At 56.3% G+C, this 26041-nt stretch carries 17 protein-coding genes and 1 pseudogene; 12 read left to right on the top strand and 6 right to left on the bottom strand.

Going from position 1 to position 26041, the window contains the following annotated elements:
* Positions 1-12: 12 nt before the first annotated feature.
* The 3 genes from TBK1r_RS29690 to TBK1r_RS29680 all read right to left on the bottom strand — a co-directional run bounded on the left by TBK1r_RS29690 (position 13) and on the right by TBK1r_RS29680 (position 6472).
* Positions 13-1185, bottom strand: a complete 1173-nt coding sequence (locus tag TBK1r_RS29690; RefSeq protein WP_145207480.1) for an ISAs1 family transposase — start codon at positions 1183-1185, stop codon at positions 13-15.
* Positions 1186-3572: 2387 nt separating this feature from the next.
* Positions 3573-3971, bottom strand: a complete 399-nt coding sequence (locus TBK1r_RS29685; protein ID WP_145218751.1) for a hypothetical protein — start codon at positions 3969-3971, stop codon at positions 3573-3575.
* A 1004-nt stretch (positions 3972-4975) separates the two neighbouring features.
* Entirely contained in the window at positions 4976-6472 is a 1497-nt protein-coding gene (locus TBK1r_RS29680; protein WP_145218749.1) for a sulfatase family protein, read from the bottom strand.
* A gap of 1358 nt (positions 6473-7830) precedes the next feature.
* Here TBK1r_RS29680 and TBK1r_RS29675 point away from each other — a divergent pair.
* The 9 genes from TBK1r_RS29675 to TBK1r_RS29635 all read left to right on the top strand — a co-directional run bounded on the left by TBK1r_RS29675 (position 7831) and on the right by TBK1r_RS29635 (position 19705).
* The gene (locus TBK1r_RS29675) at positions 7831-11334 is read left to right on the top strand and encodes a choice-of-anchor Q domain-containing protein (RefSeq protein ID WP_145218747.1); all 3504 of its coding nucleotides are present in this window, start codon (positions 7831-7833) and stop codon (positions 11332-11334) included.
* Between the two features lie 501 nt (positions 11335-11835).
* The gene (locus TBK1r_RS29670) at positions 11836-12708 is read left to right on the top strand and encodes an alpha/beta hydrolase (RefSeq protein WP_419580514.1); all 873 of its coding nucleotides are present in this window, start codon (positions 11836-11838) and stop codon (positions 12706-12708) included.
* Between the two features lie 666 nt (positions 12709-13374).
* Complete coding sequence (locus TBK1r_RS29665) at positions 13375-13890, top strand: DUF4241 domain-containing protein (RefSeq protein WP_145218743.1); 516 nt, start codon at positions 13375-13377, stop codon at positions 13888-13890.
* Positions 13891-14106: 216 nt separating this feature from the next.
* A complete protein-coding gene (locus tag TBK1r_RS29660; protein ID WP_419580513.1) occupies positions 14107-14310 on the top strand; it encodes a helix-turn-helix domain-containing protein in 204 nt (67 codons plus the stop codon).
* 38 nt (positions 14311-14348) lie between these two features.
* On the top strand, positions 14349-14858 hold the full coding sequence (locus TBK1r_RS29655; protein WP_145218739.1) for a hypothetical protein: 510 nt from the start codon (positions 14349-14351) through the stop codon (positions 14856-14858).
* Between the two features lie 571 nt (positions 14859-15429).
* Positions 15430-16857 carry an AAA family ATPase gene (locus TBK1r_RS29650; RefSeq protein WP_419580512.1) on the top strand — a complete coding sequence of 476 codons (1428 nt, stop codon included), beginning with the start codon at positions 15430-15432 and terminating at the stop codon, positions 16855-16857.
* A gap of 454 nt (positions 16858-17311) precedes the next feature.
* A complete protein-coding gene (tnpA, locus tag TBK1r_RS29645) occupies positions 17312-17668 on the top strand; it encodes an IS66 family insertion sequence element accessory protein TnpA (protein ID WP_145207197.1) in 357 nt (118 codons plus the stop codon).
* A complete protein-coding gene (tnpB, locus tag TBK1r_RS29640) occupies positions 17665-18015 on the top strand; it encodes an IS66 family insertion sequence element accessory protein TnpB (protein WP_145207196.1) in 351 nt (116 codons plus the stop codon). The genes tnpA and tnpB overlap by 4 nt, the downstream gene beginning before the upstream one ends.
* Before the next feature lie 112 nt (positions 18016-18127).
* On the top strand, positions 18128-19705 hold the full coding sequence (locus tag TBK1r_RS29635; RefSeq protein ID WP_145218735.1) for an IS66 family transposase: 1578 nt from the start codon (positions 18128-18130) through the stop codon (positions 19703-19705).
* A gap of 9 nt (positions 19706-19714) precedes the next feature.
* Here TBK1r_RS29635 and istB read toward each other — a convergent pair whose 3' ends face one another.
* Together istB and istA are read right to left on the bottom strand one after the other, a co-directional pair.
* Positions 19715-20608: an IS21-like element helper ATPase IstB gene (gene istB / locus TBK1r_RS29630; RefSeq protein WP_419580138.1), complete on the bottom strand. Its 894-nt coding sequence runs from the start codon at positions 20606-20608 to the stop codon at positions 19715-19717.
* Between the two features lie 397 nt (positions 20609-21005).
* Positions 21006-22100: pseudogene (gene istA, locus TBK1r_RS29625) on the bottom strand (IS21 family transposase); the annotation flags it as partial.
* A 174-nt stretch (positions 22101-22274) separates the two neighbouring features.
* Between istA and TBK1r_RS29620 the strand changes: the two are divergent.
* Both TBK1r_RS29620 and TBK1r_RS29615 read left to right on the top strand, forming a co-directional pair.
* Positions 22275-22547, top strand: a complete 273-nt coding sequence (locus TBK1r_RS29620; RefSeq protein WP_145218733.1) for a transposase domain-containing protein — start codon at positions 22275-22277, stop codon at positions 22545-22547.
* A gap of 9 nt (positions 22548-22556) precedes the next feature.
* Positions 22557-23234, top strand: a complete 678-nt coding sequence (locus TBK1r_RS29615; protein ID WP_145218730.1) for an SHD1 domain-containing protein — start codon at positions 22557-22559, stop codon at positions 23232-23234.
* A 184-nt stretch (positions 23235-23418) separates the two neighbouring features.
* Here TBK1r_RS29615 and TBK1r_RS29610 read toward each other — a convergent pair whose 3' ends face one another.
* A complete protein-coding gene (locus TBK1r_RS29610) occupies positions 23419-25350 on the bottom strand; it encodes an AAA family ATPase (protein ID WP_145218728.1) in 1932 nt (643 codons plus the stop codon).
* Positions 25351-25826: 476 nt separating this feature from the next.
* Here TBK1r_RS29610 and TBK1r_RS29605 point away from each other — a divergent pair, with 476 nt between their 5' ends.
* Positions 25827-26036 (top strand): helix-turn-helix domain-containing protein, encoded by a 210-nt coding sequence (locus TBK1r_RS29605; RefSeq protein ID WP_145218726.1) that lies wholly within the window; start codon positions 25827-25829, stop codon positions 26034-26036.
* The last annotated feature ends 5 nt before the right edge of the window (positions 26037-26041 follow it).

Genomic DNA, 26041 nt, shown 5'->3' with positions numbered 1-26041 from the left:
ATCGCACCAAAATTAGGCTGCAAACAGGAGTTTTTCGAGAAAGTCAGTGTTCCAGCCAGCGATTTTGCGTTTCCGCTTGAGACTCTTCTTCCGAGTGTCCCGCTTGAGGAGCGTTGTGACAAACCGGCGAGCAAAGCTCATGTTCGACGTCGCGTTTTTGGTTCGGAGCCGACTGGAGTCTTCATGAAACACCACATCGAGAACCCAGTGCATGCTCTCAATCCCCCAATGCTTACGCGCGCAATTTGAAAATTCACGCACCCTTGCCGGTCGGCTTGATATGTAATACCGGACATCGCTTGATTGCTTGTCGCCACGAGTGGTGCATGTATTCGCTTGGCAAATACTTTTGGCTCCCTTCCATTGGTCGGTCAGTTCGCGGAGCGCTTCGGGAATCGGACAAGTCGCATAGAAGCGTTCTTCGTCTCGCCCGGCCTGCTTTCCAAGCGTGGTGATGGTTCGAACACCGTGGTCTTTGAGCCCTTCGTTGTGGGCCATCTCAAAGTAGTCAGCGATGGCGGCGCAAAGCTTGGGATGGTTGTCCTTGACGGCGAACACATAGTCGCCACCTTCTTCGATGATCTTTTCAGCAATCGACTTTTGGCATCCCATGGCATCGAGCGTCACGATCGAATTGCGCACGTCGATCAGATCGAGCAATTCGGGAATCGCCGTGATTTCGTTGGACTTGGAGTCGACCTCGGTTTGTCCGAGCGTGACACTATGCTCGGTGGCCCAGGCACTGACGATGTGAATCGCGTTGGATTTTTCCGCATCGGTGTAGGACCCTCGCACCGTCTTGCCATCGATCGCCACGTGGATGGGACCTGTGTGATTTTTGGAATCGCAATCGGAAGATGCATGGGCAAGTTCACAAAGGTGCGAGTGCCACTGCAGAAGCGCATTTTGAAACTCCGCGGGCTTTATCAACGACAGCACTCGCGTGATGGTGTCGTGAGAAGGGATTCCAGCTTCAAAGTCAGCGAACTTGGAGAGCCAGTCGAGTTTCTCTCCACCGAAGCTTTCGATCTCATCGGGACCATCCGCGCCTGCGATGACCGCCGCGACAACCAAGAATAGAATCGAGTTGAGCGGATGGATCGTCCGTCCGGCAACTCGCGGGTCGCTGACCTGATCAAAACACTCGTGAAACACGTCAATTTGGGAAGCCATTGCCATCTCCATACCAGGGCAGTGAAAAACCAGTCCGGCTGAATTTATTAGCAGAGGGGTTCACCAAGGCAAGACATCAACGAATACTGAAACCAGATTTTGGTGCGATCGTCGTGCCCCTTCTCCGAACCGTCCGCTTCCGAACTCTCTTGCACGCAGTTCATCAGCGTCGTGCTGGCAACGGCGTCTTGATCTCATTGGTGCACTTCCAGTAGCCGCGGGCGCTCGACTCCCAAGGAACGCCGCGTCGTGCGTTCGGTCGGATTCGTCTTTGAGTAAAAGAACAACACCGCAGACCACTCGACGCGAGTCACGGGGGAGTCCTGCGCCTGCGGATCACACGAAGGGCCACCAGAGATCAAGACGGCGACCGCATCGAAACGCTGACGACCTGCGGCCAGAGGATTCAAGAACCTGGCGTCAGCCTGACGGGCTGGAGTCTCACGCCCCGCCGCCCCGCCGAACCACCATCACCGCAGATCAACCGTCGAAGCGGAGAGCAATTCAATCTAGTTCAACGGTGGGCATCGCCGAGACGCGGCAATAACTCACCACTCCAAAATCTCGACTTCACGTCTTCAGTCCATGCCATGGTTCGCCATCAATTCTTGACCAGTGTCGCGAAGTAGAAAACCAAAATGAAGAAAACAATACCAGCGAACCAATACCGAACAGCGAAAACCCGATCTCTCTCTTCGAGACGTTCTTGATCTAGGAGATCGCCTATGTTGCCGCGAATGCTTTCGCGACATTGTCCGCAAACAGGATAGAGACTTTGACTGAAAGTGTCGTCAGTCAGATTCAGACCAGAGCGATCATTTGAGATCCAACGCTCGAATTCCATGCTGTAGCTCAACTTGTCATCGACATTAAGCGATTGCGAGCAAAAGTAGCACTTTCTAGGGAATGCAAAGCAAAGCGGCTGAGAGTCCGCAAGTCGCCACGCAAAATCGCAGCGATCGCAGAATTGAGTTGGTGCGTGAGTTGGACACTCATCACCACCGTAGACGCAGCGAGGAGGCAAATCTTCTTGAAGCGGGAAGCCATAGACGATTTGGGTCGACGTCGGGCTTCGGCATTTTGGGCAATAAATAGCCGCTTTCGATTCGATATCCGATTGAGCTACCATGTCTCTTCGATTGGCGAACGGCAGAATTTACCGACGATGTGCAGTGGACATCGATCTAAATAAAACGGCGCCGCGTTCTTCGGTGCAATTCTTGGTTCGACGTCAAAACACAACCAACTTCCCGTCGCCGACAACATCGTCAAGCGAAACATCAGACCATCTCTTCGGTTCCCGCGGAACCTTTCCTTTCCATCCACACGGCAAATGGCCCGCGAGTAACCATGGTTCCGCGAATCGTCGCTCAAAGGAGTCTTCGGGTCCGAAACCCAGTGCATGGTCAAACGCGACCATCGAGAACTGATTGTACGTCTCCTGTTTTATGCAGCGGATTTCACGCGAACAACGCCTTCGTCCTCTAGCGGGTCTCCGATATGCTCGAACAGCGGCGCGGCCAACGCCTTTTCGATAAACTTCCGAGCTCGCGACATAGTAAATCGTGGCATCTGTGACTCTGCTCGACGAACGAATTGCGATCTTTCCGCACGTGCGAAGGAACGGGGGTAGAAGGGGCGCCAAAACTTTGTCGACCTTCACTTGGGCCGGTGATCGGACTCGATTAGAACGGATCCTGCCAGTGCGTGCCAGCGTTTTAGACCCAGGCGAACTCCTGTTGGTTCGCGACGGCCGAGTCCGAATCGAGCTTCGACTCCTTGGCACATTCTGTTTCCTTTTAAGGGCCCGTCCGGACACAGTTGCTGCGATCATTGCCCCCTTCTCCGAACCGTCCGCTTCCGAACTCGCTGGCACGCAGTTCATCAGCGTCGTGCTGGCAACGGCGTCTTGATCTCATTGGTGCACTTCCAGTAGCCGCGGGCGCTCGACTCCCAAGGAACGCCGCGTCGTGCGTTCGGTCGGATTCGTCTTTGAGTAAAAGAACAACACCGCAGACCACTCGACGCGAGTCACGGGGGAGTCCTGCGCCTGCGGATCACACGAAGGGCCACCAGAGATCAAGACGGCGACCGCATCGAAACGCTGACGACCTGCGGACAGAGGATTCAAGAAGCTGGCGTCAGCCTTCCGGCACGGAGTCTCACGCAACGCCGCCCCACCATCACCGCAGATCAACTGTCGCAGCGGAAAGCAATTCGATTAAGTTCAACGTCGGTGAGCACCGGGGACGACCGGATAATTCACCATCAGGAAAAATATACTTGAGCCCTCCGGTGCGCCACAGGGTTCGTCATCAATTGTAGCGGCTGAGGCGACAGCATTGGCCAATCATCGCTTGGGTGCAGTCTGACCCGTGAAATGGATTGTTCAGCCTAGATCACCAGATGACGGAAAAGGAAAGGACTCCAGCAATAAATCCAAGAAGCACTGTTCCGAATGCGATTCTTCGATCAACCCTAGCGGCGATCGGAGGAACAACAGCCCAACCTGCGGCGCCCAATAGAGAGTAAAATACTCCAACGACGACTACGGCGCCGCCCCAAACCCGTTCGTCTCCCTCCAACCCAAACGAAACGTAAAGTACAAGACCAATCAGAGCCCCGGCCAGAGTGACTGCGAAACCGATTGCAAGCCAGGCGATGAATTGCGCCGCACCGGTCGCGGCATGCTTAACAGTCTCGTGAGAATCGGTCGACAAGGTGCGGCTGCCTTCATCAACGTCGCCTTCTCCTTGAGAGCCGGACGGCAGGTCATTGGGTGGTGGAGACTGATTCATCGTCGGGGTTCGTGTTGAACTTGGTGCTGGACTCTGACTGACGAACGAATTGCGATCTATCCACGTATGCGGAAGAACGGGGATAGATCGGGCGACAGAACTTTGTCGGCCTTCACTTGGGCCGGTGATCGGACCCGATTAGAACGGATTCAGCCAGTGCGTGCCAGCGTTTTAGTCCCAGGCGAACTCCTGTTGGGTGGCGACGGCCGAGTCCGAATCGAGCTTCGACTCCTTGGCACTTTCTTCTTCACGCTTCAGGTGCCAATCCGGACACACTTGCTGCGATCGTTTCTGCCTTCTCCTAACCGTCCGCTTCCGAACTCTCTTGCACGCAGTTCATCAGCGTCGTGCTGGCAACGGCGTCTTGATCTCATTGGTGCACTTCCAATATCCGCGGGCGTTCGACTCCCAAGGATCGTCGCGTCGTGCGTTCGGTCGGATTCGTCTTTCAACCAAAGAAAAACACCGCGGACCACACAACGCGAGTGACGGGGGAGTCATGCACCTGCGGATCGCACGAAGGGCCACAAGAGATCAAGCCGGCGACCGCATCGAAACGCTGACAACCTGCGGCCAGAGGATTCAAGAAGCTGGCGTCAGCCTAACGTCAGTCGGTATTCGAGTCAGTGGCAACATTGAGTCGCCGGTTCCTGACCAGCACAGTCTGGCGTGACCATACGACTGGCAATCGTTGTAAGCCAACGGATGCCGAGCAGGATACCAATGAGCAGCCCAAGAACCAACAACCAAACTGCCGTCTGTGCAATTCGTTCCGTGACAGTGAGATCTGACCTCTTGGTCCCCTCTATCTCAATGCGATCGACCTCCAGAGTCGCCATCGACCAGACGACTGGAACGTGAGACTGCGAAGCGGTGCGGGCGCCGTCACGACCACGCGGGTGAACCTCGATGATCGCCCGGGAATTGGAGGCGTGGCTGTTGGGGGCTGAATGATCGCGTGCACGTGGCGTTCTTCCAGGAATCCGATCCTGGATTTCAGATCATCACGGCGAGATCATGTGCTCTGGAAAACTCGCACGCTTTGTTCCACTTGGGCTGCGCAGACTGGAGCCATGGTTGCGTTTGAACCCGAGCGGAATGGCAAGTCCACCCGACTCCTGCAGACGCTCATGCAGCTCGCGCCGCATGCGATTGACGCGAGCTTGCTGGTCCGGTTCGTGAATCAGGTTGTGGGTTTCTTGGGGATCCGTCTTCAAATCGTAAAGCTCATCCGTATCCCAAATGCCGTGGTACTGGATCAATTTGTAACGTGAATCGCGCAGCGCAAACGTCGTGGGCGTCTGCGGGAAGGCCGGCTCCCAGTAGTATTCATAAAGCAATGTGTTTCGAGAGGTGTCAGTGTTTGGGTCGGACAGCAAGGGGCGAAAGCTGTGTCCGTCCATCTGTTCGGGGATCGCGACGCCGGCGAGTTCCAACAGGGTTGGGGCGACGTCGATGTTTGTGACGACCGCGTCGCAGCGCGAAGCGGGTGCGATCGTCTCTGGCCAATGAGCTAGAAGCGGAATTCGGATCGATTCTTCATAGGCACAGCGTTTATCGATCAGTCCATGCTCGCCCCACAAGTGTCCGCCATCGCTGGTGAACAGGACCAGCGTGTTCCTGTCGGCTCCGATCTCTCCGAGTGTCGTCATCAACCGACCCACGCTATCGTCGATGGACAGGATCATCTCGCAGTAGTGCAAGTACATCTCGGCAAGCGTTTGACCGGAGCGTCCGTGATAGGGGAACTCGACACCGTGCCAGCTGTTCCGCTGGTCACGCACCCACATCGGCTTGCCGGCGCCGTTCGCTGGAGAGTTTGTCATGCTGGCGGGCGGTGTGAATTTCTGGTGCTTGTAACGATCTCGATGCCGTGGCGCCGGATCGTACAAGCCGTGGACTCCCTTGTGCGAAAGGTACAATAGGAACGGCGTCGACGGGTCTCGGCCGGCCAGCCAACGCGTCGCGTATTCCGTCAGTTCGTCCGTCATGTAGTTCTGCTGCGTTTTCAGCTGACCATCAACGTTCAACTTTTGCCCATTGGGAAAATAGCTACCTTGCCCGCGAAAGCTGACCCAATGATCGAAGCCGGGCCGCGGGGCATCACTGGAGCCGCCCATGTGCCACTTGCCGACAAAGGCCGTGTCGTATCCAGCCTTCTGTAGAAGCTGGGCAAAGGTCACGGTCCCTTGTGGCATCAGGTCCGCGTTGCTGACGACCTTGTGGTGGTGCATGTATTGGCCGGTCAGAAACGACGCTCTCGCGGGCGAGCAAAGCGACGTCGTCACGAAGGCGCTGTCAAACCGCATTCCGCCCGCTGCAAGCGCGTCGATGTGCGGTGTCTCGACAAACGGATGGTTCATGTAGCCAAAGACGTCGTATCGCAGGTCGTCAATCAGGACCACGACGATGTTGGGTCGCTCGGCAGCGTCAGCATCGCGCGTGTTCAGGACGCTGGCGGTAACGAAGAGAAGCAAAAGGCAGATTCGATCAACGTTCATTTGGAAACACCGAAGCTTTTTGCAAAGAGCATAGCTCCCGACAATCTTCACGTCCAACGGAAGCACGACTGCACACCTCAATAAGCTCGGAGCTTATTGGGAATGGAAACCGCGTCGAACGATTCAGCACGACCACTGGCGGGCGATGCATCCTCCGCGAGTTTGGTTTCGATTGCACATCGCTCGCCCAATTCGACACTCCGGCCGAGATCACCGACGTCTACCAGCCCGGTCAAATGTTCACGACTGCCAGCAGCGGCAACTCGGCCGCTGGCCAGATCGATCCGGCGGGCGTTAGCTTCCGGCCGATATCCAGCCGTTCGAGTCCGCCGTGAACGCGAGCACCGACTTGCTTTTTCTCGTTCAGGGAACAAGCGAAGCTACCTGATCTTGTCCCAAGATGTGCAAGCCCGGCGGGCTGACAGAGTGCTTGCCGGGCCCGTCAGGGCCCGGTTCCGATGCACCTTTGGCGCAGGCCTGGAAGGCCGACACAGTGTCCAGAGGGTCGAGGCCGCAGCATGGACTGTGTCGCCCTTTCAGGGCTGTTGCGGCAAAGTAAGTCTCCGATCCGGCGGCTCACACCGCCGGCAGACACTGTGCCTGCCCTCCGGGCATCACCCGCACGCCACGCTTGCTGCGATCGTCGCTCCCTCCTCCAAACCGTCCGCTTCAGAAGTCTCTCGCACGCAGCTCATCGGCGTCGTGGTCCAAGCCGCGTTTCGATCTCATTGGTGCACTTCAAACATCCAAAGGCGCTCGCCCCCCAAGGAACCGCGCGTCGTGCGTTCGGTCGGTTTTGTCTTTCAGTCAAAGAAAAACACCCTCCGACCACACGACGCGAGTGACCGGGGAGTCCTGCACCAGTGGATCACTCGATGGGCCACGAGAGATCAAGACGACTGCTGCACCAAAACGCTGACGACCTACGGCCAGAGGGTTCAAGAAACTGGCGTTAGCCTACCGGGCTGGAGTGACGCGTTTGCCCAACCCATCGACACCGCACGTCAACCGTCGAAGCGGAAAGCAATTCGATTATACTTCAACGTCGGCGGAAACTGCTTCGGCGCGATCGACCTGAATTGAAAACAAACTTGACCCGCTGACTGTGGTGCAGTAGATGGTTCGCGCGTCCGGCCACAACGACAGCACGAACCACCGCCGCTCGTTGCCAATGTACTCGATCGGAATTGCGAAGGGAAAATCGACTTCTTTCGCTGCTCCAGTCTGTTGAGGAATTCGCGATGAAGCCTCGGAGGGCTGGCACAATACTTGCCCGCGATAAATTTGTCATCCATCAATGGTTACGCTAGACTTGATGGGGTGACGGAGCATAGTCCATCCGCCCAAGCAACATGATCATGCTCCAGCGAAACCGAGTCCGACATTCCGGCAGTTACCCGATATCAACTCATCGAGTTCGTCGCCGACTTGGAATCATCGAGCAACTGGAATCTCGACATCTCTTGGCGGGAATCGAAGTGACGACGCTGGCGGACGTTGTCGACTCCGGTGATGGTGTCACCAGTCTTCGCGAAGCGATTCTTTCTTCCGTTGCGAGTCCCGACGACGATACCATTGAGTTTGCCCCCGCTCTGACGACTGCTGGCGCCGCGACAATCGTTTTGACCGAGGGCCCCTTGGTGATCAGTTCTGCGGTGACCATTATCGGACCGGGAGCCGATTTGCTGACGATCGATGCCGGTCATGGAATCGACAAACAATTCAATACTGCTGACGGACACAAGGTATTTCTGGTCGATGATGGGGATAGGTCGGTTTTCACCAAGGTCACTCTCAGTGGTTTGACCATCACCGGCGGTGACACCGAAGCAGCATCGTCGGGTGGAGGAGACGCGTTTCGTTTTCGCTTCGGTGGTGGGATTCAGAATAGTGAGGACCTGACGCTGCAAGGTGTCCATCTGTTTCGCAATGCCGCCGTCGACGGTGGCGGCTTGTACAACGAGCGTGGCACCGTCCATTTGTTCGACAGCACCGTATCGGGCAACATCGCTCAACTCATTGCCACCGCCGATGACGGCGGATTCGGTGGGGGGATCTACAGCCTGTCCAATGGCACCGTCGATGTTCGTAACAGCACGATTTCTGGAAACACCGCAACCATGTTGGGCGGCGGAATTGCGATCGTCGGAACGTTAAATGTCGAGCTCAGCACGATTACCGACAACACGGCAATTGAACGCGGGGGCGGGATCGCCGTAATACAGGGCTCTGGCGTTGTGCATCAATCGATTGTTTCCGGCAATGAATCAGATCGCGACAAGAATTTGAGCGATGGAGTTCAAATCTTGATCACGGGTGACTACAACGTGATCGGTTCCGGAGAGATGACTGGTGGTACGCACGACGTCTTGACGGACGAGCCGCTGTTGGGTCCGCTCGCCGACAACGGCGGCTCGACGCCGACACACGCCGTTCTGGCCGGCAGTCCGGCAATCGACGCGGGTGACCCCGCGATGAACGATTCCACCATCCCGTATGACCAGCGCGGGGTCGGATTTGGCCGAATCTTTGATGGCGATGAGAACGGCACATCGATCATTGATGCCGGAGCGATTGAGTTGGTCACCGCAGTCAATCGTCAACCGACGTTGACCTTGGGATCCAATCCGGTCGCGCGGGAAGACAGTGGTCAGTATTTTTTCGCTCGCTTCGCGACATTTGATCCTGGCGATCCGAGCGAGTCAGACCAGAGTGTCTTGGCGTACCACATCAATCACATTCAGCAGCCGGATTTGTTCAGCGATCCGCCGGCGATCGACGCCGATGGAACGCTGACGTTCACACCGGCTGCGAACGCCTTTGGTTTCACCACGCTGGAGGTCACGGTTCAAGACGACGGGGGAAACGCCAATGGCGGTGTCGACACTTCAGAAGCTCAAGAACTGACCATCACGATCACCCCGGTCAACGACGCACCCGCGTTGGAGGCTGCCGAATTACCGCCGGTAAGCGGAGGTGCCGGCAGCCAAGTGGTGCCGAGATTCATCACCAACTTTGATCCGGGAGCGGCCAATGAATCGGGACAATCGGTCGCTCGGTACATCATCAACGTCACGGAAGTGACCGGTGCGAGCGGTGATTTTTTCGCTTCCGATCCCCGAATCGACAATCAGGGAAATCTTTCGTACGCGGTCCGCGAGGATATTTTGGTAGGCTCCGCTACTTTGCAAGTGTCTGTCCAGGACGACGGAGGAACGGATGACGGAGGGGTCGACACCTCGGTCGCTCAAACGTTCACTCTGAACGTCGTGGGGGCCGATTTTGGCGACGCCCCTGACACCTTCCCGGTGACACGTGCCCAAGCGGGTGCGCATCACATCAGTGGGACGCTCCGATTGGGAACACAAATCGATAGCGAGCTCGATGGCGTTTCTTCTGTGGATGCAAGCTCTGATAACGGAGATGACGGTGTGTTGCCGATTGCGAGTCTGTTAGGGGTCAGCGGCGTGGCCACCACGTCCAGTTTCGAAATCATTGCATCGGAGGCCGGACGACTCGATGCCTGGGTCGACTACAACGGCGACGGTGACTGGAGCGACGCGGGCGAACAGATCGCGATCTATTTTGCGTTCTCCGCGGGCAGCAACACCTTGTCGTTTGCTGTCCCCGCGACCGCCGTGCCGGGGCCTCATGCAGCACGTTTCCGCATCAGCTCGGCCGGCTTTCTTCCCCCGACCGGGCGCGCCGATGACGGTGAAGTGGAGGACTACATCGAGACGGTGCTCGACAGTTCGCTTAATCCCGAGGTCTTAGTCGATGTGCTGGACACCCAGACCTCTATTTTGAAGCGACAGACAGAGATCGTCGTGACTGACGGGACTGTCGATCTTTTTGCAGCGCCGGCGGATCAGGTCGCTGCACTACGAGTCTTGGGTACCGATTCGGATGAGACCATCTCATTGGATCTGGGAGCGTTATCGTTTTCACGCCCGTTGGTGATCGATGCCGCCGATGGGACGGATACGTTGCTTGTCATCCAATCTGATGGCGAACTGGATCTGACAACCCAACAGGTTAGCCTCGAGAATTTTTCGATCATTGATCTCGGCGACCAAAACGCGAACACGCTCGTCGTCGATCTCGCCGCCGAACGCGCCATCGCACCTGATGATCGAGTGATACGCGTAGCTGGAGGAGACGGTGATGCGATTCGTTTTGTCGACCGCGAAGATTGGCGAATGGGGCCGACCTCGATCGTCGACGGCGTCTTCCTGCGTTCGGCGCTACACATCGGCGGCGGAAACGAACGGATCGATGTGGATCTGCCACGGCCGTGGCAGAATCTTGTTCTCCCGAACGACGTCAACAATAGCGGTGGTATTTCGCCGACCGATGCATTGGCAATCATCAATGAATTGGCACGACAGCGTTTTTTCAACCCGATATCCCGTCTGTTGGTTGATCCACTGACGGTGACCTCGTGGCCCGATCTTTATGTCGACTCCAATGGAGACGGCCATTTGACTCCGCGCGATGCGTTGCTGGTCATCAACGAACTCGCGCAGATGATTGAGGGCGGTTCCGTGGAAGGCGAGTCGATCCCTTCCGTTCGTAGCTTGGGCATCGCCGCCGCTCACCAGGCACCGGCTTTTGTAGCACGGGAGGAACCGTCTGATTCGGAGAACGAAAACAATGAGCGCAACTGGCTGATTGACACTGCGGCAGCGACACGCCGGTTCGCAGCCACCGCCACCCCGCAAGTCGTTCCGCATTCGATGAGCGAAGAGACGCTGACAAACGGAGCAGCGATCGATCAATTGCTTTGCGAGAAAGACTTCCTGGGCTCCTTGCTGGCCACCGATCTTAAAAAGGGTCAGGAGCCTTTTATTCACAATAGGTAAGTTGGCGGGGGCGACCTCGTTTTCTCAGGTTGGATTCCGAATCGAATTTGCCGGCCGACTTTTCCACTCATCCGGGGCCTCCAAAAGCTTGGCTTCGTTGGATTGCCAATTGTTGCTGTGTCGTTCGAGCTATCTCAAGGGACTGGTTGACATTCATGCTCCAGCGAGGTGGCCGCCGAATTGCAATAGGTGGGTTGCGTCATGCGTTTCGTAGTTCATCGCGCGATCAACTGCACCGGCAACATCAGCACGAGGTGGCCTGGGCAACCGAAGGGATCTCAAGCATTGGATCCAAAGCCGCCAAGCGAACACCCATAAACTACCCAGTCGACCAAGAAGGCTCCTGCCCCTTTTTCTCGAAATGGTGGCAGATGCGATTTGCGTCGGATACCCTGAGCTGTTGGCTGATGTTCTTGACTCGATACTGTCGTGTGATCGTCATGCTTCACGGCGTTCCCTTCGTCAGATTCCTCTTGCTCCCGGGCGGCTTCAATGATGCAGATGAGATTGAGCGTAACGCTATTGATGGGTCTTGCCTGTGGCAACGTGGCTGTGGGCCAGAATGTCGATTCGGACGTTGCTTATGTGGACAACGGCCATCTGCGTCACAAACTTGACATTTACACGCCCGAGGTGGCGTCATCGGCACCGCTGCCCGTCGTGTTCTGGATCCATGGTGGTGGCTGGCAGGTCGGCGACAAGAGCGACGTGGGAGTCAAACCGCAGGCATTGACCGAGCGTGGCTTCATCTTCGTTTCGACGAACTACCGCCTATTGCCGGAGGTCAGCATGGAGGAACTGATCCGGGACGTCGCGAAATCGCTGGGCTGGGTACAGAAGCACATCGCGACGTATGGCGGTGACCCGCAGCGGATCTTTGTCGGTGGCCATTCAGCCGGTGCGCAACTGGCAGCCTTGATCTGTATCGATGAGCGGTATGCCGAAGAGGTGGGGGCTTCGCTGGATATCCTGAAGGGCTGCATTCCTGTCGATGGCGACACCTACGACATTCCCAAGATCATCATGACGGCCGAGCTGCGGCAAATGCTCTACGGCGGCAAGATGTTCACGTTTGGGCATCGCCAAAAGTTCGGAAATGATCCGGGAAAACACGTCGACTTTTCCGCAGTGACGCATGTTGAGAAAGGCAAAGGCATTCCGCCGTTTTTGATCCTTTACTTCTCTGGCAATCCCGATACCCGGGCCCAGGCGGGGCGTTTGGAGGAAGTGCTGCAAAGCGCCGACATTCCGGCAAAGGCTTTTGGAGTACGCGACAGCAACCACAGCCGGCTGAACAATGACTTGGGCAAACCCGACGATCCGGCCACGAAAGAGTTGTACAAGTTCCTCGATCAGCATGTGGGCAGCGATTGACCGTGCGAACTCCCGTCGGTTTCGTCCAATGGAGAGGGAGGTTTTTGTCGCCCCAAAACTACCTACTCGGAGTGCTCATGCTGGCTCGCTTCGCCGACGCGTTTTTTCCCAACAATGCCGCGAGGATGAGTCGTTCAATGGAAGGGACTTAACAATGGGCGTTGAGGGACTCGACAAACCCGGTTTTGTCTATAAGCCAAACTGCCTCACCTGACGATGTGGACCATTGCGTGGACCAGTCGGGCGCAGATTGTCGCGTGCTGGTATCAATCTGGGAAAAGCTGACCAACGCAGACCGCCAACGAGTGATCGAGTATGCGCGCCATCTATCGAAGGGGCGTGTTGGGGATCCTGCTGGCGAACCCTGATCAACGTCTTTTCGATCTTCCGCATCAATGCGACTTGCGAGCACCGATCGTCGCGAGCGATTGACCAACCGTGTCACGCACGCGAGCGGATGTCTCTGCTGGTTGTGTCTCGACTCCGAAAATCTCATGGACAAGATGTCTCGAGGCATAAGAATTCCAACAGACGCTAGTCATGCGTCTCATTTTCCCCACTGCTGCCAACAGACGCACTGTGGGACCAAGCAGTAAGCAACTGCGAACCGAGCCGATCGCGACGTCGGCAGGGGATCAACACGTTGTCGCAATGGAGAATCGAGTGATGGACTTGTCAATCGCCAAGCTTAACCGGGTTTGCCTGGGAAAATTCAACGTCCGAACTGGAGTACTGGTTGCCGCCGACCCGTGCTGGCAAATCGAACGCTGCGACGGATTGCTTGCGGTTCCCCGTGGGATGTGGTCCGCAGTTGTTGAAACCGAGCCCGGTTCCGGCATCCTGCCCGGTGTAAACACCCTGCTGGCCTACCATGAAAGCTACCAGCCTTCCGATGCGGACCAGTGGGAACTGACGCCGCTTCAAGTAGGAGTTGATGCGGGCCTGTTTGGTCTGTTCGATGCGATCACCTACGAAGATGGAAGCGATGGGCTGCTTCACGAATGTCGCGATGTATTCGGTGACGGCATCGGGGGCGTTGTGTCGTCTGGAGTGGTAGCGTCGACCGGGATCGGCGACGGGTGGTTTGACTGTTCGGTCGGTCGAGATGACGAAGGGCGAATCGTTGCGGTCAAATTGCACCGAGAGTTCGAAGATCGTCGACCGCAAGCATTCCCGCTCTGATTCACCACGGTGTCATGGTCGTTGGCTCACGTCTGAGTCAGCGACCGTCCACCTTGTGACCAGAGGTGCTACGGTCGCGCGGTTCTTTTCGCCTGACCGTCTCGACCAAAAAATCTCATGGACAAGATGTCTCGAGGCATAAGAATTCCAAGACGCAAATCATGCGTTTCAATCTTTTCAGTGCTTCAAGCAATCGTACTCAATGGAGTGACCACCATGGATGACACAAAGCCAACGAAACTCGCTCAAGAACTGTTCCCAGGCATGGAGTACGTTAGGCCCATGACCGTCGCGCACACGCTCGACATCTCGCCGAGCACCGTTTATCGGTGGATCAGTCGCGGGTTGCTTCGGAGCGTTCGAATCAGCGGGTCGGTCAGGGTTCGAGCGGTCGACGTTGCGACGATGCTTAGAAAGTGAAATCGAACTGACCCACCAACTCAATCAAGGATGAAAGAATGAACCTGACGAAACTGCTAACCAAATTCGCCGACGAAGCACAAAGCGATCATCGCCGAGCCCAGGCGAATCAAGACCGGTTCAACGGAGAGATCCTCAAGAACTGCACCGGCAAGCCCTGCGACATCGCATTCGTCGAGCAGTGGGCCCGCGAGAATGCACCCGACGACCCCGCAGGATTCATCAAGCAGGCTGTCGACCGATGCGACAAGCGACTGCGCAAAGAAGCGATCGAAGCCCAGATCGCGGAGCTCGAAGCAGAGAAGTCTCGGATCTGGTCCGAAATCCGCTCGCACCTCGAAGCCAAGGCCGACGCAGAGAAACGACAAAACGCGGCACATGTCTTTGATCGCTGGGGCGAGCCCAAGGCGGGTGTCGGACTCGCCGAGATCGACGCGTTTCGCGACTCTGTCCGTGATGTCGCACGGTTTGCCGATCGCGAGGCATTCGCCCGTCGTGAGCTGGCCAAGGTCGAGCAGCGAATCAAGACGCTGAAGGACCAGCTGTAACGAACTCGCGGACAGAGATTCGGCAAGATCTAGAATTGTGAGGCGGGCGTCCACCTGCCATTCATCGGTGCCAGCGACCGTCACTCGCTGTCGATACTCGCGCACCTTGCCCGCACTTCGCGGGGTCTGCTCTTGGTTGCATGCCATCGGTCTAGGTCATCAGCGGCGCTGCGGAAACGGACTTCTCCGCAGTGTCGTTGTGGCCCCCGGCGATACGCGGCATGCATCGGAGCAATTTCGTTTTTCCTGCAGAAGTTTAGCACCCATATGCAGATCTTCTGTTCCCCAGCATCCGGCATTGATCCGGAAGGACCCTAAACGACCGATGACATCCATCTCATCAACTCTCCCGGCGGAGAATCCGTCGCTGCTCTGCGCTGCGCTGCCCCAGTCTTCGTGTAGTTCGCACGCATCAACGCCTGCTCTTCCTCGTGTCAATGTGATTAGCGACCCTCGCTTGCTCGAAATGGGAGCGTACGCTGCTTCCGATGGTGGGCCGCCCTTCGTTCCCGCTTATGAAATCGACGGGACAGCGATCGAAGCACCCTACATCGACGACAGGGGACGAGTGATGGAGGACAGAGTCTGTATCGCAGTGCCGCACTGCAGCGGAGCCCCTCGATTCCCGAACGCGGGCGAACTTTGGTTTGTCACTGGCAAGCCAGAGGATGCGGGGCAGATCAACCAGCTCGGGTATCCCGCGATCGCGCTCAATGTGATCGATTTCTCCACGGGGATTAACGAGACTGCAAGAATCTTGATGGAGGTTTCCAGAGGCGCGTCGATTGTCCTCGTGCCCAACTACGCCAAACAAAGCGGCACTCGCAAGGATGCGGATATCGAGAGGAAGCGGGAGCACTATCGTGAGATCATCCGACAGCTTGAGGAACTCGATGTCAGGGCAAGGCTGAAGGAGTACACGGCGGATTCTCCGGTGCTGTTTCGAGTATCCGCCCAAAAGCTCTGTCGAGAGTTTCAACCGATCGATCAGATGCCTACGCCCGAAGATATCGACGAGCGTTTGTCGGTCGATGAACCCCCTGTTGACTGGTTGATCCCTGGTGTCCTTGTACGCGGCAAGCCGGGCTTCATCGGAGGGGGTGAGAAGTGTCTGAAGACCTCGATTGCTGCAGACCTCGCGGCATCTCTGGCAACAGGCTCAAGGTTCCTTGGTCACTTCCCCGCCCCCGAGCCGACCCGCGTGCTTTTCGTCTCGGGCGAATCTGGGGGCCGAAACATCAATGACCTCTTTCGGAGAATCAAGGACTCGCGGGGGATCGGCTCGTTTTCGGGACGCCTCAACGTGATTGACAAGGTGGTCAAGGTTGACAGCGAATCGGGGGTCGAGCACATGCGATCCATGTTGACATCTACGGGTGCCAAGGTGCTGGTCGTGGATCCGCTCTACCTTTGCGTGTCCGGCGACGGTGCGGAGAACATGATGATCCAGGGACAACGCATTCAGCCGCTGGTTGATGTATGCAACGACCTCGGCGTCACTCTGCTGCTTGTTCACCACACGAAGCAGAAAGGGTTCAAGAGCGACAGGTATGCCCCCGCTGTCTTCACTGATCTCGCGTGGGCTGGCTGGGCTGCGTTTGCCCGACAGTGGATCATGGTGGGAAGACGCGAAGCCTACGACTACGAAGGTCGACACAACCTCTGGCTCAATATCGGAGGAAACGACGGTCACTCACTGATCGCGCCGGTTGACGTAACCGAGGGTGTCTACCCGAGTCCCAGAATCTGGAAACCCGAGGTCCTGACGGTGGAAGAGGCCGAATCTCGGAAGCAAGCAAACAGGGAGCAGAAGACAGCGAAGTCTCGTCGCAAGCAGGAAGAGAAACGCAAGGCAGATCTTCAGGCAGCCAAGGATCGAATCATTAGCAAGCTGAGAGAAGTCGGGGAGCCGATGTCAAAGTCAGCCATCGGCTGCATCCGAACGGACACCCAGTCTCGCCGTCGATTTGGATCGTGTCCCCGTCCAATACACGCGTAACGCTGGAAGCGGTGACGGCCTGCGTCGTGATCAGGATCAGTGCTAGTGCTGTGAATCTCATGGACCGCAGTATACCCCTCCGTGATGGCGGGTTAAACTGCCCCTTGCGGTGCAGTTTTCCACGCTGCCCGATGGGACAGTCAGGCACAAAGGCGGAGATCAACTGAAGTGGGCAGGCTTGGTAAATCGGTCATTGGATTCATTGTGGTAATCGTTCTGTGTAGCGGCATCAGCAATTGGCTTGCCCCAGATCGAAAGCAGGAGCGAACGGCTGTCTCCGTCCCTGTTCGGGTCCAACCAAACCAACAAGACGTCACCGAGCAGGCTGGGCCAGACCCCAGCCCAAGCCCAGAGCTGGTCCAGGCGGAATCTACGTAACCGTACACCAGAACCGTTGTAGGCGCGGGGTTTACCGTGGTGGGTTTTGTTTCGTTTCACCAAACGGAGAAAACTCATGCCCCGATCCAAAACTGCCAAGGTTTGGCAGGAACGGTTGCGTCGATTTGATCGCTCGCGAATGACCGTCGCCCAGTTCTGTCGAAATGAAGGCGTCTCGCAGCCGTCCTTCTATCAATGGAAGAAAAAGCTGCGCCAGTCGCCAGCACTCCTCGAGCCAGAGCCAGGCGAGCCGAACGTCCAGTTCGTGCCGCTTCGCCTACCTGGCCTGCCCGGCGATCAGGCTGGCGAGCCTGATCGGGTCGTCGGCCCGGCGACTGCCTGCACCACCATCGAACTTCCCGGCGGCATTCGAATCCGCGTGGAGGTCCCGACGGATCGGCAACCAAGCCAACAGCCGGAGGCCCGGCCATGATCGGGTTGCCCTCCGGTGTGCCGATTTATCTTTGCACCGAACCGGTCGATTTTCGCAAAGGCTTCGACGGACTGACCGGCATCGTCACCACTGCGATGAATCACAGCGTGACCGATGGTTCGTTGTTCCTGTTCGTCAATCGCAGACGCGATCGCATCAAAGCCCTGTGGTGGGAAACCGGCGGACTGACGCTCTGGTATCGAAGGCTCGAACAAGGCACCGTCGAAATACCAAAGGCAGAGGACGGCAGCTCGCACATCGTGATCGATAACGTCGAACTGGCCATGTGGATCGCAGGAGTGTCACTGAAAGCGGCCAAGACCCGACGCAAACGAATGGCAGCTTAGCCCATCGCCAATCGACTCGAAACGAACCGGCTCCACGAAATTTGTTTCGCGGAGTCGGTTTTTTTGCGCCTTGCTTTGCGCGATTTGGAGTGAAATTTATAATGTCGCCATCATGAATTCGAAGCCTCTTCCAAACGACATCGACGCTTGCCATCAACTGATTGCAGAGCTGCAATCGCAGGTCGGCGAACATCAACAGATCATTGGCAAGCAGGCCACCGAGCTATCGCTCAAAGACAAGCTGATCGAGGAGCAAGCTCATAGCGTCCTGGAACTCAAAGCCGATCACGACAAGCTCGACGAGAAGGTCATCGAGCTAAACCTGAAGATCGAAAAACTGCTCAAACAACTCTACGGGCGCAAGAGTGAACGACGCGTCGATGGCGAAGGCCAGTTGTTTTTGGATCTCGGAGAAGAGCCCACGCCCGAGGTGGTCAGCGCGCTGGAAGAAGCCATTCGCGAGGCCGAACAGATTGTCGATGACGCCGAAGAGGCAAACAAGAAACGCAGAAAGAAACGTCCGGAACCAAGCGACCGCAAGTTCCCCGAACACTTGCCGCGATACGAAAAGATCGTCGACCTGCCCGAAGCCCAACGCAAAGGCCTCATCCTGATCGGCTATGACGAAGTCGAGACGCTCGAAAGCACCGCCGGTGAACTGAAAGTCCGGGTGACCAAGTATGCCAAGTACGCTCACCCGACCGACAAATCACAAGGAATCGTCACTCCCGAGCGTCCCACCGGTCTGGTCGAAGGCGATCGCTTTGACGCCTCGATTGGAGTCGAAGTTGTGGCCTGGAAATACTTCTATCACCTGCCGTTTTATCGTCAGCAAGATCTGTTCGCCGGCAGTGGCTGGACGCCCAGTCGCAGCACATTGGGGAACATCGAAACGGCCGTCGAGTTCGCGCTTCGTCCGCTTGCTGATTACTTGCGAAGCGTTTTGAAGCACGATCGCACGGTCGGCTGCGACGACACCGGTGTGTTGTTGATCACACCGAAGGCCATGCCTGACCTATCGGAACATCCCCGCGGCAAGCGGATCGGCGAAGTGCTTGGAAATGCGATCGAGTCCGGCAAGCCAAGCATCAACGCAAACATGTGGGGCTACTACGCCTCACGTCTTCCGGTGGTGGTGTTCGATTTTACGGTGAGTCGTCACCGCGATGGACCGGATGATGTACTGAGTGATTTTAAAGGCAACGTCCTAGGAGACTGCTGGTCGGGTTTTCAAAAGATCGATCTACGAAGTGACTCGCGAATCACGTTCGCGGCATGCTGGGCGCATGCGCGTCGCAAGATCGATGAGTGTCGCGGTGCGTTCCCTCTGCAAGTGGCGAAGTTGGAGTCGCTGATTCGGATGCTTTACGACGTAGAAGACCAGATCAAGGAGCTTGACGATGCAGCGCGTCTTGCGCGACGTCAAAGCTTATCGCGTCATGTTCTCGACCAGATCGCGGAGTACCTCGACAGCGAAGCGATGCAGTCACCGTCGGTTCTTCCCAAGAGCAATCTCGGTGTGGCGGCTGGCTATGTGCGACGTCACTGGGAAGCACTGTGCCGCTTCACCGAGGACGCGACGATTCCGCTGGACAATAACGATTGCGAGCAGTTGATGAAACGCGTCGCCACGGGAAGGAAGAACTGGCTTGTTCGGCGACAATTGGTTCTCCGCTTTAGCGACAACTAGAATTCCCGATCACGAAGTCGATTTTTGTTTCGAACCCTTTCGTGATTGTCCAGCTGATTTGGTTTGCCTGGCGGTCTCCACGCGATAGCTCGGCACGTTCAACTCGATGATCACGCTGTGGTGAACCAATCGGTCGATCGCCGCGGCCGTCGTCATCGCATCTTTGAAAATTTGGTCCCACTTGCTGAACGCCAGGTTGCTCGTCAACAACACGCTGCCCCGTTCGTAGCGTTCCGCCAACAGCGTGAACAGCACCTCCATCTCCTCTCGATCCTGTTGCACGTAACCCAAGTCGTCGATCAGTAGACCTTCGTAGCGTGACAGCTTCTTGATGAACTTCTGCAACCGAAGATCCCGTTTGGCGATCAGCAACTGTTGCACCAGCAGGCTGCAAGTCGTCAGCAACATGCTTCGGCCTTGCTGCACGAGTTGATTCGCAAGTGCACAAAGCGCATGACTTTTCCCGGCACCGGGCCGCCCAAAAATCAGGACGTTCTCCCGACGGTCCAAGAACGATCCTTCCCGAAGACTTTCCAGTTGCCGCGTCACCGACAACGGCAAACGATCGAACTTGAATGTCTCCCAGGTCTTGCCCAACGGAAGTCGGGAATTCGTCATTAGACGCTTGATCCGACTCTCGTGGCGGGCCTGGCATTCCAGGTCCGTCAGTTCCGCCAGGTACTCGACATGGCTCAGGTCCTCCGCTGCCGCGCGGTCGGCCGACGATTGAAACTGGTCGCGAAACATCGGCAGTCGCAAGCTGCGGAACTGCTCGGTCAGGCGTTCCTCCATCGGGCCGCTGTCGACTTGCGCCGTCTCTGGCGGGGTCGTCTTGCAGGTCCGCTTTGATGGGGATTGGGTCGCCTTTGTTTGACGCTTGCTGGTGGTAGTAGGGCGGTTCATCGTTTGGACTCTCCTTGTCGAACGTGTGAAGTAATACATCAAAGTCGTTCAAGTCGGGCGGATCGACGTCGATGTCGGTCGCCGGCTTGATTTCGATCGCTTCGCGCACCATCTGCCGAATAAGCTCGACATCAATGGATTGCCCCGATTGGATTTGGTGACGCAGCGCATCCTGCACTGCGTCTTGGCTCTCGCGAGCCGCGATTTGCAGGAGCTGCAGGTAGTTTCGCACCGCAACCTTCCCGCTGTGAGCATCACACAACATGTCATACGCGATCCGAAAGTGACTCGTCGGGAACATGTCTTGCCGATACTTGTAGTTCTCAAATGCCCCCGGTTTGCGGACCAGTGAATCGATCACGTGGCGATAATTAATCGCCGAACCGCCGACACCGATCAGTCGAGGCATCCGCTGCACTTCAATGCCGTGGTGCGTTACATCGATCCATTCGGCACTGATCCTCACGTCGACCTTGTGCTTGATCAGACGACTGGGGACGGAGTAGACATTCTTCTTCACCTTGATCGTACTGCTACTGTCAACGGTGAGCCCCCGCTGGATGTCATCGGTATCGAGCCTGTGATCGGGAAGTCGGCTCAAATGCGACTGTTCGATTTCGAAACGGTCCTTGCGAGCGAGGTTGCTTCGCGTGATCAGAGCTCGCACGAAGTCCATGTAGGCTTTGCGGCTGGCGAAGTCGCGGCTGCCGCGTAGCAGCAGTGCTTGGTCGATTCGGTTCTTGAGATGACCGTGAGACGATTCGACATCACCGTTCTCGTTGGCGCAACGAACGTTGATCCGCTCCGGTTCGACTCTGTAATGATCCATCAATGCCGCATACCGCGCCGTGAGTTCCTTGCGTGATGAATGGTTGTTGACCGCGGCGCTGAGGCTGTCGGTGCGATGACGCTCGGGGACGCCACCGAATTCCCAGAACGCATTCTGGATGCCTTCGCTGAGTGCCTCGAATGATTCGGAGAAGCAGAGCGTGACGGACTCGACGTTGGAGTAGGTCAACACGCAGTGGTACAGCATGTGCTCAAAAGACACTCCCGCAATCGTGACATGAAGTTCGTTCATGACGGTGAAGTCACTCGCGGCAAGGCGAGCAGGGTGATGCTCTTGTGGAAACATGACCGGTTTTCCGGGGCCATGCATGCTGCGCCACTTCCTCACACGCCGTTCGAAAGTTCTGCGAGTCGAGTCCGGATAGAGGCCGGGATAGCAATCTTGCAGCCACTGGAAAAGGGTCTTCGCTTGGAGTCGAGGTTCGGCCTCGAGTTTGCGTTGCACCTCGTCCCAGACTCCGGCGAACGGGTCGATTCGAGTTCGGTACGTCCGCGGCTTCTTGCACTCCGAAGGGAGCCGGTCGTCGTCTCGATAATGCCTTGCTGTTTTCTCATCCATTTCAGTCATCCTTGACGAGGCGGCCAGCGACTTGCCTGATGCTAGCAACCGCCGCAGTTCTTTAACTTGTCCGTCCGTGACCATCGCAATCTCCGTGGAAACAAGGAGTTACGATGATGACCCGAATCCCAAAATCCGGGAATTCTAATTGTCGCTGGCCGAAAACAAGCCAACATGAGATCGCCTCAACCCGGGAAAGCTAATTGTCGGTAACCGGGAAAACCAATTGTCGCTAGACACTGGCTCTTTAAGGGCTCGGTGGCTTCAGGAGAGCGAGCAGCAAACCTGCTAACGATCATCGGCAGCGCGATCCGCAACGACTTGGACGTGCGAGCGTACTTGGACGATGTCTTACGGAGGGCGCTCGCCGGCGAGACAGACTGGTCCGTACTGACTCCCCACGCATGGAAAGCGGAGCACCCTGAATCGATTCGCGAGTACAGGCAGGACGAACGCCGCCAAGCCGCCGACCGCAAACGCACCCGCCGAGCCCGCCGCCGCCTCCTCAACAAGTCAACCAGACGTCGCTAACTGGTTCTGGTGTACGGTTACGAATCTACGGTCCCGGCACCTGAAGGCATGATGAGCGTCGAGCAGGTAGCAGATGGACTGACGCGATTGACCGAGCAGAAGCCCGCCACGTCGTACGCACAGCTGCGTCAGTATGCCCACGAGACTGACAAGCTGCTTGACGACATCGACCGAGCGCTGGCTCGAGGCCTGATCCAAAACGATGCGGCATGGGGCAAGTTCGCTCGAGAGTTCAGCACAAAGGCGGCAGCGCTCAGCAGTCGATCGGGATCGATAGAACCAATGCACGCCCGGCTCGTTGTTGGATCGGTTGCGGGCTATGTCGAGCAGCTGCTGATCAAGCGCGACGATCGCAAGTTCCGCGATTACGTCACGACCGTTGTCAAGGAGCGCGACGAGTACCTGGACAGCATCAGGCCCGAGGGATCCACCATCGACCGGGCGATCGCTTCTGCATCAGACGCTTCCGATACTGAACCAATCACGCCAGAGTTTGTGACGTGGACGGACGCGACCGGCAAGTTCTCGGTCGAGGCTGCGTTCAAGTCCTTTGCCACCGATCACGTCACGTTGGTCAAACGAGATGGGGCCGACGCCAAGGTTCCGATCGATCGACTGTCCGACGAGTCGAAGGAGCAACTCAAGGAGATCCTGCGGGTGAAAGGCGTGCGGAAGTTTGAGTTTTGAAGTTGTCGAACTTAGTCGCGGCAACGAACGCCGCGATTGGAGGCTGGTGAAATTGCTGCCCGAGATCGGCCAACGGACAAACGACCAGAGCGATGGCCTAAACATAGGCCCCTCAGGCCGAGCGAGCACCAAGGCTCAGCTCAAACTAATGCAGCAGGAAAATCCCACCCGCACTACCGACCGTTCAGGCGTTTTCGTCACGGATGAAGCCAATAATTCGTTCAGTGATTTTCTTTGCGTCGTCGCTCAGGTCATCCATGCTTTTTAGGTGCCTAAGCGCCTTCTTGCAAAACTCAACCTTGGACTTGATTGTCCCTGAGCTCCCTGCGTATGCCGTGCCACGTTCTCTGCACCTCGATGACTTCGTTCTGTCGACAAGGACTTTTTCGTCGATAAACGATCCAAGGTACTTTTTCGAATAGTCAGCTTGTTTGAAGTCGTTTAGCTCAACTTCACCGCCTTCGTAGTCATAGATCACTCTGCGCAATACGTCAGGTGAAAGCAAGTTTTCGACCTCCCGTACGGTAAGGGGCAAGAACCGCTCCCCGAGCGCGTCACGCAATGCTTCTTGGCGGCGTGCCTTCGCCGAGCCAGCCCTTGCGTTGTCCTCATCGCTAATGAGGAGCAGTTTTGAGCACAACCGCTCCACGTCGATTCCATCCTCGTCGAGAAATGACCAGTGAGTAATGTTCCCACCACCGTATTCGACAAAGGAATAATGAAGGTTTTCGATGTACGTATCTCCCGTGCTATTGAGGACAATCTCGATGAACCGCGAGAAGTAAAGTCGATCCGTAATCCCTTCCACCCAGATCGTGCAATTGGAGAACATATACGATGATGGCTTGACGCCCAGATACGTCAGCAACTCCCTGTCGCCTTGGGATGCACATTGGATCGTGAAATGCGGGTCGCGTTCCGGATGGTTGCCCTCAGCGTGGTCTTTGCTAAATCGAAAGACTGAGCAGTCGACTTCTGACAAGGTGATGTCGAGGAACTGCGGCGAGTGCGTTGCGACGAAGACGTATAGCTCCCGTTCCTTGTCTTGTAGAACTGAGTCGATAAACACCTTCTGGAATCCTGGGTGCAAAAAGAGGTCGGGCTCTTCCACAAACAACAAGAGCGGCTTGTCTTTGTGCTGAAATAGTGGCAGCGTGATTATGATGAGCTGCTGAAGGCCGTCTCCAAGATTTTGGATCGGGCGTTCGGCCTCGGTTCCAATCCTGATGTTTACCGTGTCGTGTTCGCGTCTTGGGATCAACGCCACGGGCTCGCCCTCAAAAAACACTTGCGACAAGTATTGCTCATATTCGGAGACAAACTGACGCTCGGCCAAAGAGCCGAGCAGGTGATCGGTCAAGAATCCGTAGAAATCTAGACCGGTTGTAATTCGCGTTCCGCAGTGTGATTTGCGTGCGGCATCAAAGTCCTTGGACTTACTAAGACCAAGGTCTTGGCTTCGTTCCTGGAAGTAGTCTGACCACGTTCGATCAAAATATCTGTATTTTGCATTATCACTATCGAAAGGCATGCGCATTCCCCGCAGCGTGGGAACGTAGACGCTTATTGCTTCCGCAAAAGGATTCGTTTTGTCGTCTTCCTCCGAAACTTCTTTTTTCCTCTCGCGTGAAAGTTTCTTGATGCATTGAAAGATATCGCGAAACTTTTCGGCTGCTTCGATCCATGGAGACCCTGGGGCGAGCGAGCGGAACGTGTCATGAATCTTACTAGCTATCTGCGTTAGACCAGCGGGGTTCCGGTCGATGGGAGCCGGATAACTTGCGCATGGATCAAATACACATGCTGTACTACTCAGAACCTGCCTGGCTTCTTCATGAAGCGCCTTGTGAATATGCTTGTCTGCATCAACGGCGTTCAAGAAATTCAGTGCCTCACGGGACAGCTCGCGGGCCTCAGTTTCAAGAGAATTGCCAGTCGAGATCCGTAGATTCTTTCCCTGTACAAACAACTCTCTGAGAAATCGGCTTTTGCCAGAGTTGTTTGGCCCAACAAAAACATTTAGCCTTCGGATCTTCCCAATTGCGCCCAAGGGATCTCCAGAAGCGTAATCGTTCGCTACTTGTTCTGGTATCAATATTTCTTCAATCTTGTTCACAGGCTCTCGTTCGATATGGGGCAAGGCTCAGCTTTGAGATGCAAAAGCGAAGGTCGAGACGCGTGGCTGATAATCGGATCGCATTTTTAGTGGATGCTGGTGTTGTATACAACAGTCCTGGTCCGCGCCTGACACGCTCCATGTCCGCCATGGTTCGCGTGATCATCGCACCCGATCGCAGGCCGCGAGGGGCCACCTGAAGGCCTCTGAGATGGTCTGCGGGTCCTCCGGAGGGCGGCGGGGGTGCCATTGCGAGGGCGTGTCCGAAGCGTTCTCGCCGACGCCTAAAAATTTTTGGCCTTCTTCATCAGTCTTTGACCAGACGTGTCACGGGGCTCGCGCCAAAACGCCTCGGTCGCTCCTCTATCACTGCTTTATCAGTATTTTTTTCGCATATAGGACGTACTTCGCGGACAGACGGAATTGCGGCTCTAGGATTTGGATGCAGCCAATATCGCGTATCTCACAATGGTGTCATGAAGACCGAAACAACACACAGCCCACCAGCATTGTTAACCGTCAAAGAAGTCGCGCGATTTCTGCGGCTTTCAGATTCAGGGGTGCGCAAACTCGCGAACAAAGGAGACATCCCCGCAGTGCGCGTCGGTGGCTCGCTTCGGTTTCGGCGAGATGCGATTGAGCGATTGTCGGGAACAAAAATCACCGCATCAGATCCAGTGGCCTGATCGGT

Source organism: Stieleria magnilauensis (genome assembly GCA_007753675.1).
GTDB lineage: Bacteria > Planctomycetota > Planctomycetia > Pirellulales > Pirellulaceae > Stieleria > Stieleria magnilauensis.
Note: the sequence above shows the minus strand (reverse complement) of the source record. Positions and strands in the feature narration are given on the sequence as shown.